The organism is Actinopolyspora lacussalsi (assembly GCA_030803735.1).
Taxonomy (GTDB): Bacteria; Actinomycetota; Actinomycetes; order Mycobacteriales; family Pseudonocardiaceae; genus Actinopolyspora; species Actinopolyspora lacussalsi.
Window position 1 is genome coordinate 4930262 of the sequence record JAURUC010000001.1, and the last position, 14898, is coordinate 4945159.

At 67.4% G+C, this 14898-nt stretch carries 14 protein-coding genes and 1 tRNA gene; 7 read left to right on the forward strand and 8 right to left on the reverse strand.

The features are described from left to right. The 5 genes from J2S53_RS22055 to J2S53_RS22075 all read right to left on the reverse strand — a co-directional run bounded on the left by J2S53_RS22055 (position 1) and on the right by J2S53_RS22075 (position 4839). A complete protein-coding gene (locus J2S53_RS22055; RefSeq protein WP_456242596.1) occupies positions 1 to 630 on the reverse strand; it encodes an HNH endonuclease family protein in 630 nt (209 codons plus the stop codon). Positions 631 to 854: 224 nt separating this feature from the next. Then, a complete protein-coding gene (locus J2S53_RS22060) occupies positions 855 to 1631 on the reverse strand; it encodes an MBL fold metallo-hydrolase (protein ID WP_456242597.1) in 777 nt (258 codons plus the stop codon). 150 nt (positions 1632 to 1781) lie between these two features. After that, entirely contained in the window at positions 1782 to 3278 is a 1497-nt protein-coding gene (locus J2S53_RS22065; RefSeq protein ID WP_456242598.1) for a tripartite tricarboxylate transporter permease, read from the reverse strand. Beyond that, a complete protein-coding gene (locus J2S53_RS22070; RefSeq protein WP_456242599.1) occupies positions 3278 to 3853 on the reverse strand; it encodes a tripartite tricarboxylate transporter TctB family protein in 576 nt (191 codons plus the stop codon). Before J2S53_RS22070 ends, J2S53_RS22065 begins: the two co-directional genes overlap by 1 nt. After that, positions 3850 to 4839 (reverse strand): Bug family tripartite tricarboxylate transporter substrate binding protein, encoded by a 990-nt coding sequence (locus J2S53_RS22075; RefSeq protein WP_456242600.1) that lies wholly within the window; start codon positions 4837 to 4839, stop codon positions 3850 to 3852. Before J2S53_RS22075 ends, J2S53_RS22070 begins: the two co-directional genes overlap by 4 nt. A gap of 301 nt (positions 4840 to 5140) precedes the next feature. On the opposite strand from J2S53_RS22075, the gene J2S53_RS22080 reads away from it, so the two are divergent. The 3 genes from J2S53_RS22080 to J2S53_RS22090 all read left to right on the forward strand — a co-directional run bounded on the left by J2S53_RS22080 (position 5141) and on the right by J2S53_RS22090 (position 8439). Then, a complete protein-coding gene (locus J2S53_RS22080; RefSeq protein WP_456242601.1) occupies positions 5141 to 6859 on the forward strand; it encodes an ATP-binding protein in 1719 nt (572 codons plus the stop codon). Further along, on the forward strand, positions 6856 to 7557 hold the full coding sequence (locus tag J2S53_RS22085; protein WP_092975701.1) for a response regulator: 702 nt from the start codon (positions 6856 to 6858) through the stop codon (positions 7555 to 7557). Before J2S53_RS22080 ends, J2S53_RS22085 begins: the two co-directional genes overlap by 4 nt. Positions 7558 to 7689: 132 nt before the next feature. After that, the gene (locus J2S53_RS22090) at positions 7690 to 8439 is read left to right on the forward strand and encodes a GNAT family N-acetyltransferase (protein ID WP_456242602.1); all 750 of its coding nucleotides are present in this window, start codon (positions 7690 to 7692) and stop codon (positions 8437 to 8439) included. Between the two features lie 99 nt (positions 8440 to 8538). On the opposite strand, the gene J2S53_RS22095 is transcribed toward J2S53_RS22090, so the two are convergent. Continuing rightward, positions 8539 to 9039, reverse strand: coding sequence for a methylated-DNA--[protein]-cysteine S-methyltransferase (locus tag J2S53_RS22095; RefSeq protein WP_456242603.1), 501 nt, complete (start codon positions 9037 to 9039; stop codon positions 8539 to 8541). Positions 9040 to 9243: 204 nt separating this feature from the next. Between J2S53_RS22095 and J2S53_RS22100 the strand changes: the two genes are divergently transcribed. Then, positions 9244 to 9594 carry a PadR family transcriptional regulator gene (locus tag J2S53_RS22100; protein WP_207227168.1) on the forward strand — a complete coding sequence of 117 codons (351 nt, stop codon included), beginning with the start codon at positions 9244 to 9246 and terminating at the stop codon, positions 9592 to 9594. Further along, positions 9591 to 10649, forward strand: a complete 1059-nt coding sequence (locus J2S53_RS22105) for a hypothetical protein (protein ID WP_456242604.1) — start codon at positions 9591 to 9593, stop codon at positions 10647 to 10649. The genes J2S53_RS22100 and J2S53_RS22105 overlap by 4 nt, the downstream gene beginning before the upstream one ends. Before the next feature lie 106 nt (positions 10650 to 10755). Here the strand turns inward: J2S53_RS22105 and J2S53_RS22110 are convergent, their stop codons facing one another. Both J2S53_RS22110 and J2S53_RS22115 read right to left on the reverse strand, forming a co-directional pair. After that, positions 10756 to 11316, reverse strand: coding sequence for a GNAT family N-acetyltransferase (locus J2S53_RS22110; RefSeq protein WP_456242605.1), 561 nt, complete (start codon positions 11314 to 11316; stop codon positions 10756 to 10758). A gap of 574 nt (positions 11317 to 11890) precedes the next feature. Then, a tRNA-Arg gene (locus J2S53_RS22115) sits at positions 11891 to 11964 on the reverse strand. A 522-nt stretch (positions 11965 to 12486) separates the two neighbouring features. On the opposite strand from J2S53_RS22115, the gene ssb reads away from it, so the two are divergent. Both ssb and ettA read left to right on the forward strand, forming a co-directional pair. Continuing rightward, positions 12487 to 12954 (forward strand): single-stranded DNA-binding protein, encoded by a 468-nt coding sequence (ssb, locus tag J2S53_RS22120; protein WP_456242606.1) that lies wholly within the window; start codon positions 12487 to 12489, stop codon positions 12952 to 12954. 258 nt (positions 12955 to 13212) lie between these two features. Then, positions 13213 to 14889: an energy-dependent translational throttle protein EttA gene (gene ettA, locus J2S53_RS22125; protein ID WP_456242607.1), complete on the forward strand. Its 1677-nt coding sequence runs from the start codon at positions 13213 to 13215 to the stop codon at positions 14887 to 14889. Positions 14890 to 14898 lie beyond the last annotated feature (9 nt).

Consider the following 14898-nt stretch of genomic DNA (forward strand, 5'->3'; position numbering starts at 1 on the left):
TCAGCAGTTGTCGAGCATGTTCGACAGCGCGTTCTGCTCGGCCGAGTCGACGCTCAGCTCCCAGACGTGCTTCACGTTGATCCAGCTGCGCGCGTACACGCAGTGGTAGCCGGTGTTGGAGGGCTGCCACGCCGCCGGGTCGTCGTCGCTCTTGGTCATGTTGGAGGTGCCCGACACCGCGATCAGCTGCTGGGTGTCCAGGTCGTTGGCGAAGTCCTCCCGCTTCGCGTCGCTCCAGCTCGCGGTGCCGGAGCGCCAGGACTCGGCGAGCGGGACCACGTGGTCGATGTGCACCTCGCTGGGGTCGCTCACCCACCGCTGGTCGTAGACGCTGTACCAGCTCCCCGAGTCCGGGTAGCAGTCCGAGCCGACGGAGACGCCGCTGCCGTCCCGTCGCAACACGGCCTCCCGGGTGTCACAGTTGCCCGACTGGCTCGACCAGTGCGGGAACCTGTCCCGGTCGTAGCCGCTCATGGACCCCTCGGCGCTCACCGTGAGCTCGGCGAGCTGCTGCCGGGCGGTGGATTCGCCGGGCGGGTCGGGTGGATATGCGGCGGCGGTTCCCGCCGAGGCGAGCAGGAGTGTCCCCGCGGATAACGCGGTGGTCAACGCGATCGAAAGACGTCGCACGGCCGTTCTCCTCACGTGCTGGGGTGAGCCGACCACAGCAGCGTGACAAGCGAGGGTCAACACCGGTCAATACCGCGGTGAAGAACCGATGATTTCGAGAGGCCGTCCGTGGTGAATTCCGCATCGGAGGGACCACCGGATTCGTCCTTCCGGAGGAGCCGGAGCGCGGGACGCCCCGAGTTCGACGCTCCGGCGCCGAAAAACCGTCCTGCCGACGCGCCGCCTCAGGGGAGCGTGATCTCCAGCTCCTCGTCCGCGAGCACTACCTCGCCGGAGAAGCACTCGGCCGCCTCCCTACGGGACCTCTCCCGGTCGTTGCCCGGCCAGAAGTGGCTCAGCAGCAGCTTTCGCGCCGCGGCTTCCCCGGCGATCCGCCCCGTCTCCGCGGACGTCAGATCGTGCCGCACGGCGGTGTCCGTCGGCGGGACACCTTCCTGCTGGTGACGGTCGGTCGCTTCCGCGATGAGGAGGTCCGCCTCCCGTGCGAGCGCGGGAATCCCCGGCGAGGGGCCGGTGTCCCCGGTGTAGGCGAGCACGAACTCGTCACAGCTCAGGCGCACCCCCGCGTTGGGGACGAAGTGGGGCAGGCTCCTGGATTCGAGGCGGAAAGGCCCCACCGAATACTTCTCGGCGGGGAGCGGATGTGGTTCGAATACCCGGCTCAGCGGTTCGGTGTAACCTTCCTCGAACTCGCACAGCCGTTCCCACACACCGGAAGCCGCGTACAGCGGTATCGCCGCACCGTCGCGCTCGCCGAACCAGCGGGCGCGGAACAGACCGTGCACATCGACCATGTGGTCCGGGTGCCGGTGGGTGACGATCAAAGCGTCCACACCGGACGCTGTCGTGTTTCCCAGCAGCCGCAACAACCCGGGCAGTGTTCCGTAGCCCAGGTCCAGCACCACGCGGAAACCCGCGTGTTCCAGCAGGAAGCCACTGCAGGCCCGGCCCGATTCCGGCCAGGCACCGCAACTGCCCAGCACTGTCAGTCGAGCGGTCATTTCCCCAACCCATCGTGCCGGATACCCGGGATCAGGTGCTTCACCTCGGTGATCCTTCCGGGGCAGCTGATGGCCGATCAGGACAACCGCTCCCCGGAAGGTCCGTTGCGGGGTCTTCCGAGGAGCGGTGTGTCGCTGAATGGAGAGGTGTCAGGCCGCCCGCGCGCGCCGCACCCGCAGCACGGTGGATCCGACCACCGCCACCAGCAGGATCGAGTAGATCCCCACGGCGAAGGGGCTGGCGAACAGCACTCCCACGTCTCCCTGACTCATCGCCATCGCCCGCCGTATCGAGGTCTCCGCGAGCGGCCCCAGGATCACGCCGATCAACACCGGCGCCACCGGGAAGCCGTAGCGGCGCAGCAGGAAACCGAGCGCTCCCACCACGTAGAGCAGCAGCACGTCGAACAACGAGGACCTCGCGGTGTAGACCCCGAGGGTGGCGAACACGACGATCCCGGCGTAGAGGTAGTTGCGCGGGATCCGCAGCAGCTTCGCCCACACCGGAGCGAACGGCAGGTTCAGCAACAGCAGCATGACGCTGCCGATGAACAGGCTCGCCAGCAGTGCCCAGACCAGGTCGGCCTCCTGAGTGAACAGCAGTGGTCCGGGACGCATTCCGTACTGCTGGAACGCGCCGAGCATGATCGCCGCGGTGGCCGAGGTGGGCAGCCCCAGCCCCAGCAGCGGCACCAGCGAGGTGGCCGTGGTCGCGTTGTTGGCCGCCTCCGGACCGGCCACGCCCTCGATGGCGCCCCGGCCGAACTCGTCGTCGCCACGACGGCGGGACAGCGTCTTCTCGGTCCCGTAGGACAGGAACGTCGGTATCTCCGCACCACCCGCCGGGATCACGCCGAAGGGGAGACCCAGTGCGGTGCCGCGCAACCACGGCCGCCAGGAGCGACCCAGATCCCGTTTGCTCAGCCACGGTCTGCCCGAGGCGACCGTCTCGGTGGCGGGTTTCCGCCGTGCACGGGAGGCCACGTACAGCACCTCACCGATCGCCAGCAGCCCCACTGTCACCACGATGATGCTGATCCCGTCCAGCAGCCGCGGGCTCCCCAGCGTGAACCGGACCGCACCGCTCTGCTCGTCGATACCCACCATCGCCAGGGCGAGCCCGAGCCCCAGTCCGCTCAGGCCGCGCAGCACGTCGCCCGCCACGACGGCCGAGGTCGCGAGAAAGGCCAGCACGGTCAGCGCGAAGTACTCGGGAGGACCGAACCCGACCGCGAGGTCGACCATCAGCGGCGAGAAGAACACCACGAGCGTCACGGCCACGATGCTGGCCAGGAACGAACCGAGCACGGCCGTGGCCAGTGCCTGCGGTGCCCTGCGGTTCCTGGCCATCGGAAAGCCCTCGAACGCCGTGGCCATCGAGGAGCTCTGCCCCGGGGTGTTCAACAGGATCGCGGTGGTCGCCCCACCGAACTGGCCTCCGAAGTAGACCCCGGCGAACATGATGAAGGCGCCGGTGGGGTCCAGTTGGAACGTGACCGGCACCAGCAGGGCGATCGCCATGGCGGTGCCGAGTCCCGGCAGCACGCCCACGACCGTTCCCAGCACCACACCGGCCAGGCACAGCAGCAGGTTGACGGGAGTGAGAGCCGAGCCGAACCCGTCGAGCAGCAGCGACAGCGTTTCCATCACAGCACCTCCAGCAGCAGCCCGGAGGGCAGGGACAGCTCCAGCCCGGCCGAGAACGCCAGTTGCACGGCGGACGAAACGATCACCGATATCCCCAGGTCACGCAGTTTGTGCTTGCTTCCCAACGCGCAGGAGACACCCCAGAACAGCAGGGCTCCCGCCACGATCCACCCCGCGGTTCGCAGCAGCGCCAGATGCGCCACCAGGGTTCCCGCGGTCAGCAGCAACGGTTTCCAGTCGCTGCGCGCTCCGGCCGCGTCGGCTTCCGCGGCGGTCCGCTCCTCCGTCGCGGTCGTGTCCGTAACGGTGGCGCGATGTCCGGGCAGCGCCACCCGCACGGCCAGCGAAACCCCCAGCACCACCAGCAGCGTGCCGACCACCGCCGGGAAGAACCGGGGGCCGAGGAAGCTGACCGAGGAGGGCACGTCCATCATCGCGGTCCGCAGCAGCAGGAAACCACCGATCGCGCCGACCAGTACGCCCACGAACAGTTCACTGCGCCCGGTCCAGAACGAGCCGGAAGCGCTCGCGCCGCCCCGCTGCCGCGAAGCGGTTCGTTGCACGAATGTGGTCATGACAGGCCCAGCTCCTCGCTGATTCGTTTGATGCGCGCCGTCTCGGACTCCAGGAAGGACCGGAACTCCGCACCGGTCTGGAAGGTGTCCTTCCAGCCGTTGCGTTCCACCGCGTCCTGCCACTGCTCGCTCCCGTGCACGGTTGTGACGATCTTTTCCAGCTCCGCGCGTTGGGCATCCGACAGCCCCGGCGGGGCGACGACTCCGCGCCAGTTGGCCAACGAGGCGTCCACGTCCTGTTCGACGAAGGTCGGAATGTCGACCCCTTCCAAGGGGCGTTTGGCGGACACCCCGAGCGCACGCAGCTTGCCCGCTTCGATCTGTCCGGCGAACTCCGCGTAGCTGGAGACTCCGACGTCGAGTCCGCCGTCGAGCAGCCCCGTGACGACCTCACCGCCGCCCGCGTAGGCGATGTAGTTGAGTTCGGAGGTCCTCATCCCGGCGGCGCGCAGCAGCATCCCCGCGAACAGGTGGTCCGTACCGCCCGCCGAACCGCCGCCGATCGCGACCGAGCGCGGGTCGGTTCGCCAGGCCGACATGAGGTCCTCCACTGTGCGGAACGGCGAGTCCTTCGGCACCACCACGACCTCGTAGTCGTCGGCCAGTCGCGCGATCGGGGTGACGTCGTCCAGCGTCGTGGCGGAGTCGGTGGTCTGGACCGCGCCGGTCATCACCGCCCCGCTCATCATCAGCTTGTTGCCCTTGCCGGACTGGTTCGCCAACCGGGAGAGCCCGATGGTGCCGCCGGCCCCGGGCACGTTGAGAACCTCGGTGGCGCGCGAGAGGCCGTGGGCGTCCACCGAGCTCTGGATCTCCCTGGCCACGGTGTCCCAGCCTCCGCCCGGATCGGCGGGGGCCATCAGCTGCAGCTTGTCCCGGGGGTCTTTCCCACCGGAGGCCTTCGTGTGGGCGTCGGTCAGGCCCGCCCCCACGACGACCACGCCCAGGACCGCGGCGGTCACGCGCAGGATCAGTCGTCCTGTCATGGTTTCTTCCCTGCGAAATCCGGATCGTTCACGTCGACTTCGCGTCCCGCTGTCCCGGTTCTCGCGGCCGGGCGCACCGGCGCGGAATCCGTGTACGGCGATACCGCCGGATGAACAGCACGTTACGAGTCGTGGATCACAGGGTGTGGGTCACACCCGTTCGATGGAAATGTGGTGTTCATAAACGCAGTAATGGTCGTTGTGGTCACGGGACCGCCCGATTTCCCGGCCACCTCCCCGCTGTGGTTTTCCGGCGCACTGCGCTGCCGTTACCGTCGTACGGTCGTCGACAGCCGGAGGGGTGGACGTCATCGCCGAGGCCAACACCACGCGCAACCGCGGGCCCGCGCGCCGCTGGCCGCTGGCGGGCCAGTTCTTCGCGCTGCAGCTGGTGCTGGTCGTGCTCGCGCTCGTGGCCAGCGGCTTGTTCTGGTGGCGCAACACCCGCGCAGAGCTCGACGAGCAGTACGCGCAGCGCGTGCTGGCCATCGCCGAGTCGGTCGCCACGCTGCACACGGTGCGCGACGCCTTCGACGATCCGCACCCCGAGAGCACCATCGCGCCGCTCGCCGAACGAATCCGCCGGGCCACCGGCGCCTCCTTCATCGTCGTCGCCAACAGGCGCCAGATCCGCTACTCGCACCCCGAACCCGAGCGCATCGGCCACCAACTTTCCACCGACGCCGCCCCGGCGCTGGCGGGCAACGTCTGGACCGGGATCCAGACCGGCACCACCGGACGTTCCATGCGGGCCAAGGTGCCGGTGCTCGACGAGTCGGGAACGGTGATCGGCGTCGTCTCCGTCGGAGTGCCCGTCTCGACGGTCAGCGAGGAGGTCTCGCAGAGCCTTCCCGAACTGCTGGGAACCGTGCTGACGCTGGTGGTGCTGGGTGGGCTCGGCACCTATCTCGTGTTCCGCAGGATGCGCCGGATGACCTTCGGCATGGCCGCGGACGAGATCGGCAGCCTGGTCGAACACCGCATGGCCATGCTGCACGCCCTCAAGGAGGGGGTTGTCGCCTTCGATCCCTCCGGAAGGATCACCCTGGTCAACGACGAGGCACACCGGTTGCTCGGGCTGCCACCGGACGCGGAGGGCCGCTACCTCGACGAGCTCGAACTGCCGGAGCGGTTGCACGAGGTACTGGCCGGGCAGGCCGACGGCACCGATCAGATCGTGCTGCGGCGGGGCAGGGTACTGGCGCTGAACCGGATGCCGGTTCGGCTGGACAGCACCGAGGGCGGCTCGGTGGTCACCCTGCGCGACCGCACCCAGCTCGACCAGCTCGCGCAGGAGCTCGACGGGGCGCGGACCACCACAGACGCGCTCCGGGCCCAGGCGCACGAGTTCTCCAACCGCATCCACACCATTTCCGGCCTGCTCGAACTCGGCGAGTACGAACAGGCACGCAGTTTCGTCGACGAGCTCAGCGCCTCCCACGGGCGATTCACCGAGGACCTCACCACCCGGGTGCGCGACGCCGCCGTCGCGGCCCTGCTGCTGGCGAAATCGGCCGCCGCCGCCGAGCGGGGAGCGGAGTTCGTGCTCGGCACCGACACCGACCTGGATGCCCTGCCCTCCACCACGGCCAGGGACGATCTGATACTGGTGGTGGGCAACCTCATCGACAACGCGTTGGAGTCACTGGCGGGATCCGGGCGGGTCCGGGTGTCGCTGCTGTCGGAGGAAGCCGACGGCGTCGCCGTCACCCGCATCGAGGTCGGCGACTCCGGCGCGGGCATCGCCCCCGAAGTGGCCGACGAGGTGTTCCGCGCGGGTTTCACCACCAAGGTGGCCCAACAGGGCGGCACCGGTGGGCTGGGGCTGGCCCTGGTCCGACAGACCTGCCGAAACCGGGGAGGTTGGGTGCGCGCGGACAACGACGACGGCGCGGTCTTCACCGCGTCGCTGCCGGTGGTGGGTGACGTCGCCGAAACGGGGGAGCCGGGCGGAGCCTCCGAAAATCACCGGCAACCGACCCGGACCGGCCGTCAGTCCTCCCGCTGGAGCCCCCGATGATCCGAGTTCTCGTGGTCGACGACGACGTCCGGGTCGCGGACAACCACCGCAAACTGGTCGAGAGCATGGCCGGATTCGAGGCGGTGGGCGTGGCCCACACCGCCCACGAGGCACTGACCATGAGCGAACGGCTGCTTCCGGACCTGGTGCTGCTGGACCTGTACCTGCCGGACGAATCCGGGGTGCGGGTGTTGCAGCGGCTGCGGGGCAACGCCCACCCGCTCGACGTCCTGGTGATCACCGCGGTGCGGGACGTGGAGACGGTCAAGGCCGCCATGCAGGGCGGGGCGGTGCACTACCTGCTCAAACCCTTCCCGTTCCGGGAGCTGCGGGAACGGCTGAACGGCTACGCCGAGGCCCAGCACGAACTCGACGCGGTCGACGAGGCCGAGCAGGCCGATGTTGACCGGGTATACGGCAAGCTGCGGGCCTCCGAACCCCGGAAAACCGTTCCCGAGGAGTTGCCCAAGGGGCTCTCCGCGGTCACCGCGCGCCTGGTGCTCGACACGCTGCGCTCGGCCGCGACCGACCTGTCCGCCTCCGAGGTCGCCAACAACGCGGGACTGTCCCGGGTCAGCGCCCGACGCTACCTCGATCACTTCGCCACCACCGGCAGGATCACGCTGCACCTGCGGTACGGCTCGGCGGGCAGACCCGAGCACCGGTATCAGTGGGCGAGCGGGCGCGGCGCCCCGTGAGTTGCCGGTCTCCCGCGATCCGCGGTGTTTCTGAAGCCTACGGAGTTTCTGGAGTCTCCGATCTTCCGGAGCTTCCGGCGTCTTTCGGACACGCTCCCACAGTGGCCGTGCGGCTCTGTCAGGATCGTCGGCATGACATCGTCCGCGGCGACGGTCCGCCACCTCACCGGAGCAGCCGAACTGCTCACCGTGGCCGGTGCCGACACCTACACCCGCATGACCGTGGCCGAGGAAGCGGTCGGTTACGCGACCGATGAGGCCGTCGCCTGGTTCACCCGCGTTCCGTGGCAGCCCGGTTCGCTCTCACTGCGCGGCCGGCCGCGCGCGGCCCTCGAGCTGCTCGTCGAACTCCGGAAGGCGGGACTGCTCGACTCGGTCGACTCCGTTCGGCTGCCGCTGCTGTCGGGCGAGGACGGCGACGAGCGGCTGTCCGTCTCCCGGCTGGAGGACTGGTACTTCCTCACGGCCGAAGTCGCGCCCGAGCGGCGGCACGGCGAGTCGGCGGTCGAGGTGCTGCCGAACGGCGAGAGCGAGCGGATCGAGTGGTTGCTGCGGGAGGGACATCCGGCCACCGGGGCGAACTCCCGCGCCTCGGGCGTTCGCCGGTGGTTCGGCATCCGCGACGGTGACCGGCTCGTCGCCTGCGGCGCCGATCGGAGTATCAACGGCGTCGGCTTCCTCGCCAAGATCACCGTCGATCCGGCCTACGGTGGTCGCGGCTTGGGAAGCGATCTGACCGCCGCGATGACCCGCGCACTGCTCGACGAGTTCGGCGAGGTGGCGCTGGGGGTGACCGTGGACAACGCTCGGGCGATCGACGTCTACGAGCGGCTGGGCTACCGCCGGGTCGCCGACGTCAGCTCGGTGCGGCTCCTCGACTGAGGGATTCGGGCAAGCCCGCGAAGGCTTTGGTTTTATCGGGGCGGGCTGGTTCCCGGTCGGGTATCAGCTTCCCGACGGGATTCATCGGAAGAGTCCGCCTCAGAACAACCTGCCCGCCACTTCGGCAGGCGGTTCCTCCAGCCGCAGCAGAAAGCGCTTGCGGTCCAGCCCACCGCCGAAGCCGGTCAGGCTGCCGTCGGCGCCGACCACGCGGTGGCAGGGCACGATCACCGCTATGGGATTGCGTCCTGTCGCCGTCCCCACGGCCCGGGACAGGCCCGGATTGCCGAGCTCGCGGGCCAGTTCGCCGTAGCTGCGCGTCTCGCCGTAGCCGATCCCGGCGATCAGCCGCCAGACCCGCTGTTCGAACTCGTCGCCGTGGAAAGCCAGCGGAAGGTCGAACCGGGTGCGTTCCCCCGCGAAGTACTCACACAGCTGCTGTTCCGTGTTCCGGAAGTCCCCGTCGGCGCGGGGGCCGAGCGTCGTCGCCGGGTTCTTGTGCTCGCGGCCCTCGAAGCGCAGCCCGACTAGGTGTTCGTTCTCGGCCACGACGGTCAGCTCGCCGACAGGTGAGTCGATCACCGTGTGTCTCGTGCTCATGCCGTGGTCCCCGAAACCTTCCCCGACGGTGTGTCCACCACGAGTGTAAGCGCGGCAGGTGGGTCGGTTATTAGTCGTTCCGTTCGACGTGTTTCTGGTCCGTGCTCCGCGAGCCGAGAGCTCGCGTGCGGCTTCCTCCCTAGCTCTCGGTGGATGCGGGTTTCACTGTTCGCTATATATCGGTTTACGATATATGATGTTCACATGACACGGCGAGCCATGTCCGAGCAGTCGTTCCTGGTGCTGACCGTGCTGGCCGATGGAGCCTTGCACGGCTACGGGATCGTGCGTGCGGTGAGCGAGCTCTCGCGGCAGCGGGTCGTGCTGCGGGTGGGCACCCTCTACGGGGTGCTCGACCGGTTGTGCGCCGACGGGCTCGCGGAACTCGACAGCGAGCGGGTCCACAACGGCCGGTTGCGTCGGTACTACCGCATCACCGACAACGGGCTGACCACACTGGCCGGTGAGACCGCTCGCCGCTCCGAGGTCGTGCGGGCGGCCACTGAGCGGTTGCGGACCCGGGGACTGCTGCCGGAATCGGGTGGTACGGCATGACGCGACTGGAACAGCGCTACCGACGTCTGCTGCGGCTGCTGCCGAGCTGGTACCGCGCCGATCGCGAGGAGGAGATGGTGGACGTCTTCCTGCTCGCCGACGCGGCGAGGAACAGCGGAGGAGCGGACGACGAGCAGGACGATTGGGACTACGGAGACGACGAGGACCTGCGTGGTGAGTACGGCTGGCCGGACTGGCGCGAGTTCCTCGCCGTGGCGGGGCTCGCGGTCCGAACCCGCTTCGGCGGTGTCGGAGCACCGAGCGCGGCTCGTGCGCGGGGCGACACCGTTCGCACCATCGCGCTGCTCGGACTGCTCGTGCGCGCCGTGCTGGCAGTCGTCTCGGTGGGCAGCCTGGTGCACGTCCAGCTTCGGGGCGGCACGGTGTTCGCGGACCCCACCACGCTGCTGTTCCCGTCCGGTGGTTACATCTTCCTGAACCTGCTGCCGAACCTGGTGTGGGTACCCGCGTATCTCTTGCTGGTGCTGGGGAAGCGCCGTGCGGGCATGCTCTGTTCGGGTGTCGCGCTGCTGCCTTCGCTGCTCTCGGTGATTCCCACGGGCGACACCCCGGCCACGTCCCTCACCAGTGTGATCACGGGGTTCGGCATCTGGTTGCCCGTCGTGTGCGTGTTCCTCGGCTTCCACCGCGACGCGCCCGAGCCGTCGCGGAAACCGTGGTTGCTCGCGTTGCCGATCGGGGTTCTCGCCGCCTTGATTCTCGTACTGCTGGGATGGCTCGTTCCGCCCGTGGTGGTGGCGGGACCGCAGGTCTGTGGCCTGCTCGTCGTCGCCGTGTTCACTCTGGTCGTACGATTTCGTTCCCCCGGGCGTGTTCCGAACTCCTGGTCGGCCGCGCTGGCGGTGGTCGGTGCGCTGTTCCTGCTGGAACACGCGACGCTGTTCGTCGTCTTCGGGATTACGGAAGTGGTGCCGGTGCTCTCGGTGCTCGTGCCGTTGGCGGTACTCGGCCTGTGCTGCGGGGTCCTGGCTGTCACCGCCGCCCGCGCACCATCCGGCGGTCGTGCGGATGAGGTCGGTGTGACCGAGTACTGATCGACTCTCGGGGACAAACGTGGAGCGGGTGTGCTCGGGACTGGTCCGAGCCACCGGCCCATATTGGAGCGACCGGCGGCCCATCGGAGAACCGGTTGCTCTTCGACTACAGCCGTTCACCGGGCAACAGACTGAACAGCACGCTGTCGCGGCGGCTGCCCCGAAAGGGGAGGTGCGAGCGCAGCACCCCCTCGCGTGTGAAGCCGCACCGCTCGGCCACCCGCTGGGAGGCGATGTTGTCCGGACCACAGGTCAGTTCCAAGCGTTCCAACTCCAGGTGGTCGAATACCCAACCCGCCAACAGGTTCAGCGTCCGCGTGGCCAGGCCGCGCCCCCGCGCATGGGGTGCGAGCCAGTAACCGGCCGCCGCGCGCCCCTGGTCGAGGGCGACTTCGTAGACCGAGGCGCCTCCCAGGACGAGTTCGTGGTCGGTGGCCTCGACCACGGCGAAGTTGATCGCCTCCCCGCGGAGCCGCATCTTCTCGTGCTCCACCATGTCCTGCTGCACGTGTGCGATCGTGAACGGTTCCACGAGCGGCCAGGAGAAGTGCAGGCACAACTCGTCGGAGAAGCCCTCGAACCACTGCCGCGCGTCGGAGGTGGTCCAGGAGCGCAGTGCCACGACGTCGTCGGAGAGCGGAGGGTCCGGGAACGGTAACGCTGACACGTCCACACGATAGGGAACCTTCCAGGGGCGGTCACACGAGTTTTCGGCCAATAGTGCGGGATCGACTAACCCGACAGCCACGATCACTGGGTGCTGTAACCACGAAAACGCTCCGTCCCTCGGGCCCTCTGCCGGAGGTCGAGGCGTCTTTCGTGTGCTGTCAACGTTGTGCAGCGGGCCGAATTCTGTCGCACTCGCGAACTGTGTTGCTTCGCTTCACACGAGATGTGCTTGTTGACATCGAACTGAGTGCGATCACGCGGGGGCTTGTCGAATGGGGGACGGTAATTGGCATCGGACATGGCGCAGCCGTGATGGGAGGCCTCGCCGGCAACGGCCCCGGTCCGGGCGATTCGAGGCGCTCGGCCACACCACGATCACGATGGCCCAGCGATCAACTCACGTGGGTGTTACCCCTCGGTGCAACATTGGTGCACTGAGCTGAGCGGGATGCGAGCCCGGTGGGAACTCGCACCACGAAAGCCCCACATCTGCCACGCACGGCAGATCAGCACGACCAAGCTACGCCGAGGATTCGGTTCCCCGTTGCAGGTCAACCGGCTGGTTCGCTAGGCGCCCCCGGCAGGATTCGAACCTGCGACCTAGAGATTAGAAGTCTCTTGCTCTATCCGTCTGAGCTACGAGGGCTCGAGCGACACCGAGCACGCGCTCACCGCGCGTGTCGTGTCGCGCCAAGCAGACTAACGGTTCCCCCTGGTTTACGAAGAACCCACACGGGAGCTGTTGCCGAGACGGTATCGAATGGCAAGCCGATCATAATCCCGAGTGGTTGATCCCAGTTGTCTGAATCTTGTTCGTTTTCCTGCCGCGGGTAGCTTGGTAGTGACCTGCGCAGCGACAACGACTCATCACGGACATCGTAGTCGCGCTTCGCGTACGACTCTATCCGCTGCGCTTACGCGAAATCGAGTCGTTATCTCATGACGTCTGCCTGCTTCGATTCTCGTTCGTTCGGGTGGAGTCGCGCGATGTTGCCGGCCACCGCCGCAGGGAACCTTCTCGCGAATTGTCCACATGGCTACCGCTTTTACACATATTGTAATTTTCGTATCGCTCAGCGTGTTCGTTCTCGTGCAGGGTGAGTACAGCGCCGCACGGCGCCATCGAACCGAGACGAGACCACTCGAAGTGGTGGAAGGGCAGGAACTCATGTATGAAACCGCTGTCACTCTTGTCGGTGAAGTTCTCAGTGCCCCGAAGACCCGCGAGACCAGACACGGCAATCGTGTGGCGAGTTTCCGCATGGTCAGCATCGCCCGTCGCTTCGACCGCGCGAATCAGCGCTGGGTCGACGGTGATCGGGTACACGCCACGGTCCACTGCTGGAAGCAGCTCGCCCAAGGAGTGGTTCAGGCCCTGGAGAAGGGCGATTCGGTACTCGTGACCGGAAGGCTGCGCACCAGGGAGTACGAAACCGACGGGCAGCGTCGAACCACCGCGGAGGTCGAAGCCGGTGCGGTGGGGCTCGACGTGCTGCACGACTCCCGCGCCGCGGCGGATGACACCGACGAGGAAACCGCCGGGACCGGCGTGGCTTCCGCTCGTGACTGCTTCCGGACCGCACCACCCTGTCCACGAACCGCCGAGGACACCTCCACGCAGGCGATCGGCGCCTGACGGCACAGCGGGTAACGAAACTACGGTCCGCCGGGCGGCTGCGATCCGGTTTCCGCGTCGCCGCCCGGCGCCCGTGCCACGATCCACGTCCGTTGTCGGTTCGCCGGTGCGCAAGACATGTTTCCGCCCGATGGATGCGGCGCTCCCGACCGTACCGGTGGGGGCGCGGTCGCCACGCGCCGCGGGCTCGTCACGGGAGGTGCACACCGTGCGGATGCAGTGCAGACCACGCGCTCCCGCACATCTACGATCGGGGGTATGGCCGAGTTCATCTACACCATGAAGAATGTGCGCAAAACGCACGGGGACAAGATGATACTGGAGAACGCGACTATCCAGTTCTACCCCGGTGCCAAGATCGGTGTGGTGGGGCCGAACGGGGCCGGGAAGTCGAGCGTGCTGCGCATCATGGCCGGACTCGACCACCCGAACAACGGTGAGGCCTTCCTTTCCCCTGGTTACACGGTGGGCATCCTGCAGCAGGAGCCCCCGCTGAACGAGGAGAAAACCGTACTCGGCAACGTCGAGGAGGGCGTTGGCGAGATCAAGGAGAAGCTGGACCGCTTCAACGCCATCGCCGAGCAGCTCGCCACCGATTACACCGACGAGCTCATGGCCGAGATGGGCAAGCTCCAGGAAGAGCTCGACCACGCCGAGGCATGGGAGCTGGACTCGCAACTGGAGCAGGCGATGGATGCCCTGCGCTGCCCACCTCCCGAAGCCGAGGTTCGTTACCTCTCCGGCGGTGAGCGTCGCAGGGTCGCGCTGTGCAAACTGCTGCTGAGCAGGCCCGACCTGTTGCTGCTGGACGAGCCCACCAACCACTTGGACGCCGAGAGCGTGAATTGGCTGGAGCAGTTCCTGTCCAACTACTCCGGCGCCGTGCTGGCCGTGACCCACGACCGCTACTTCCTGGACAACGTGGCGGGCTGGATCCTCGAACTCGATCGCGGCAACACTTATCCCTACGAGGGCAACTACTCGACCTATCTGCAGAAGAAGTCCGAGCGGTTGGCCGTGCAGGGCAAGCGGGACGCCAAGCTGCAGAAGCGCCTCAAGGACGAGCTGGAGTGGGTGCGTTCCAACACCAAGGCGCGACAGAAGAAGTCGCGTTCGCGACTGGATCGCTACGAGGAGATGGCGGCCGAGGCCGAGAAGACCAAGAAGATGGATTTCGAGGAGATCCAGATTCCGCCGGGTCCGCGCCTGGGCAATCTCGTGGTCGAGGCCAACGAGATGAGCAAGGGTTTCGAGGGCAATCTGCTCATCGACAAGCTCTCGTTCACGTTGCCGCCCAACGGCATCGTGGGAGTCATCGGCCCCAACGGTGTCGGTAAGACGACCTTGTTCAAGACCATCGTCGGACTCGAGGAGCCGGACAGCGGTCAGGTGCGGGTCGGCGACACGGTCAAGCTCAGCTACGTGGACCAGAACCGCTCCGGTATCGACCCCAACAAGAACGTCTGGGAAGTCGTCTCGGACGGGTTGGACCACATCCAGGTCGGCCAGGTCGAGATGCCTTCGCGCGCCTACGTGAGTGCCTTCGGTTTCAAGGGCGCCGACCAGCAGAAACCGGCCGGGGTGCTCTCCGGTGGTGAGCGCAACCGGTTGAATCTCGCGTTGACGCTCAAGCAGGGTGGGAACACGCTGCTGCTGGACGAGCCCACCAACGACCTGGACGTGGAGACGTTGTCCTCATTGGAGAACGCGCTGCAGGAATTCCCCGGCTGTGCCGTGGTGATTTCCCACGACAGGTGGTTCCTCGACCGGGTGGCCACCCACATCCTCGCTTGGGAGGGTGATGAAGAGAATCCGGCCAAGTGGTTCTGGTTCGAAGGTAACTTCGAGGGGTACGAGAACAACAAGATCGACCGGTTGGGCGCCGAGGCCGCACGTCCGCACCGGGTTACCCATCGGAAACTGACCCGCGGCTGAGGATCGGAG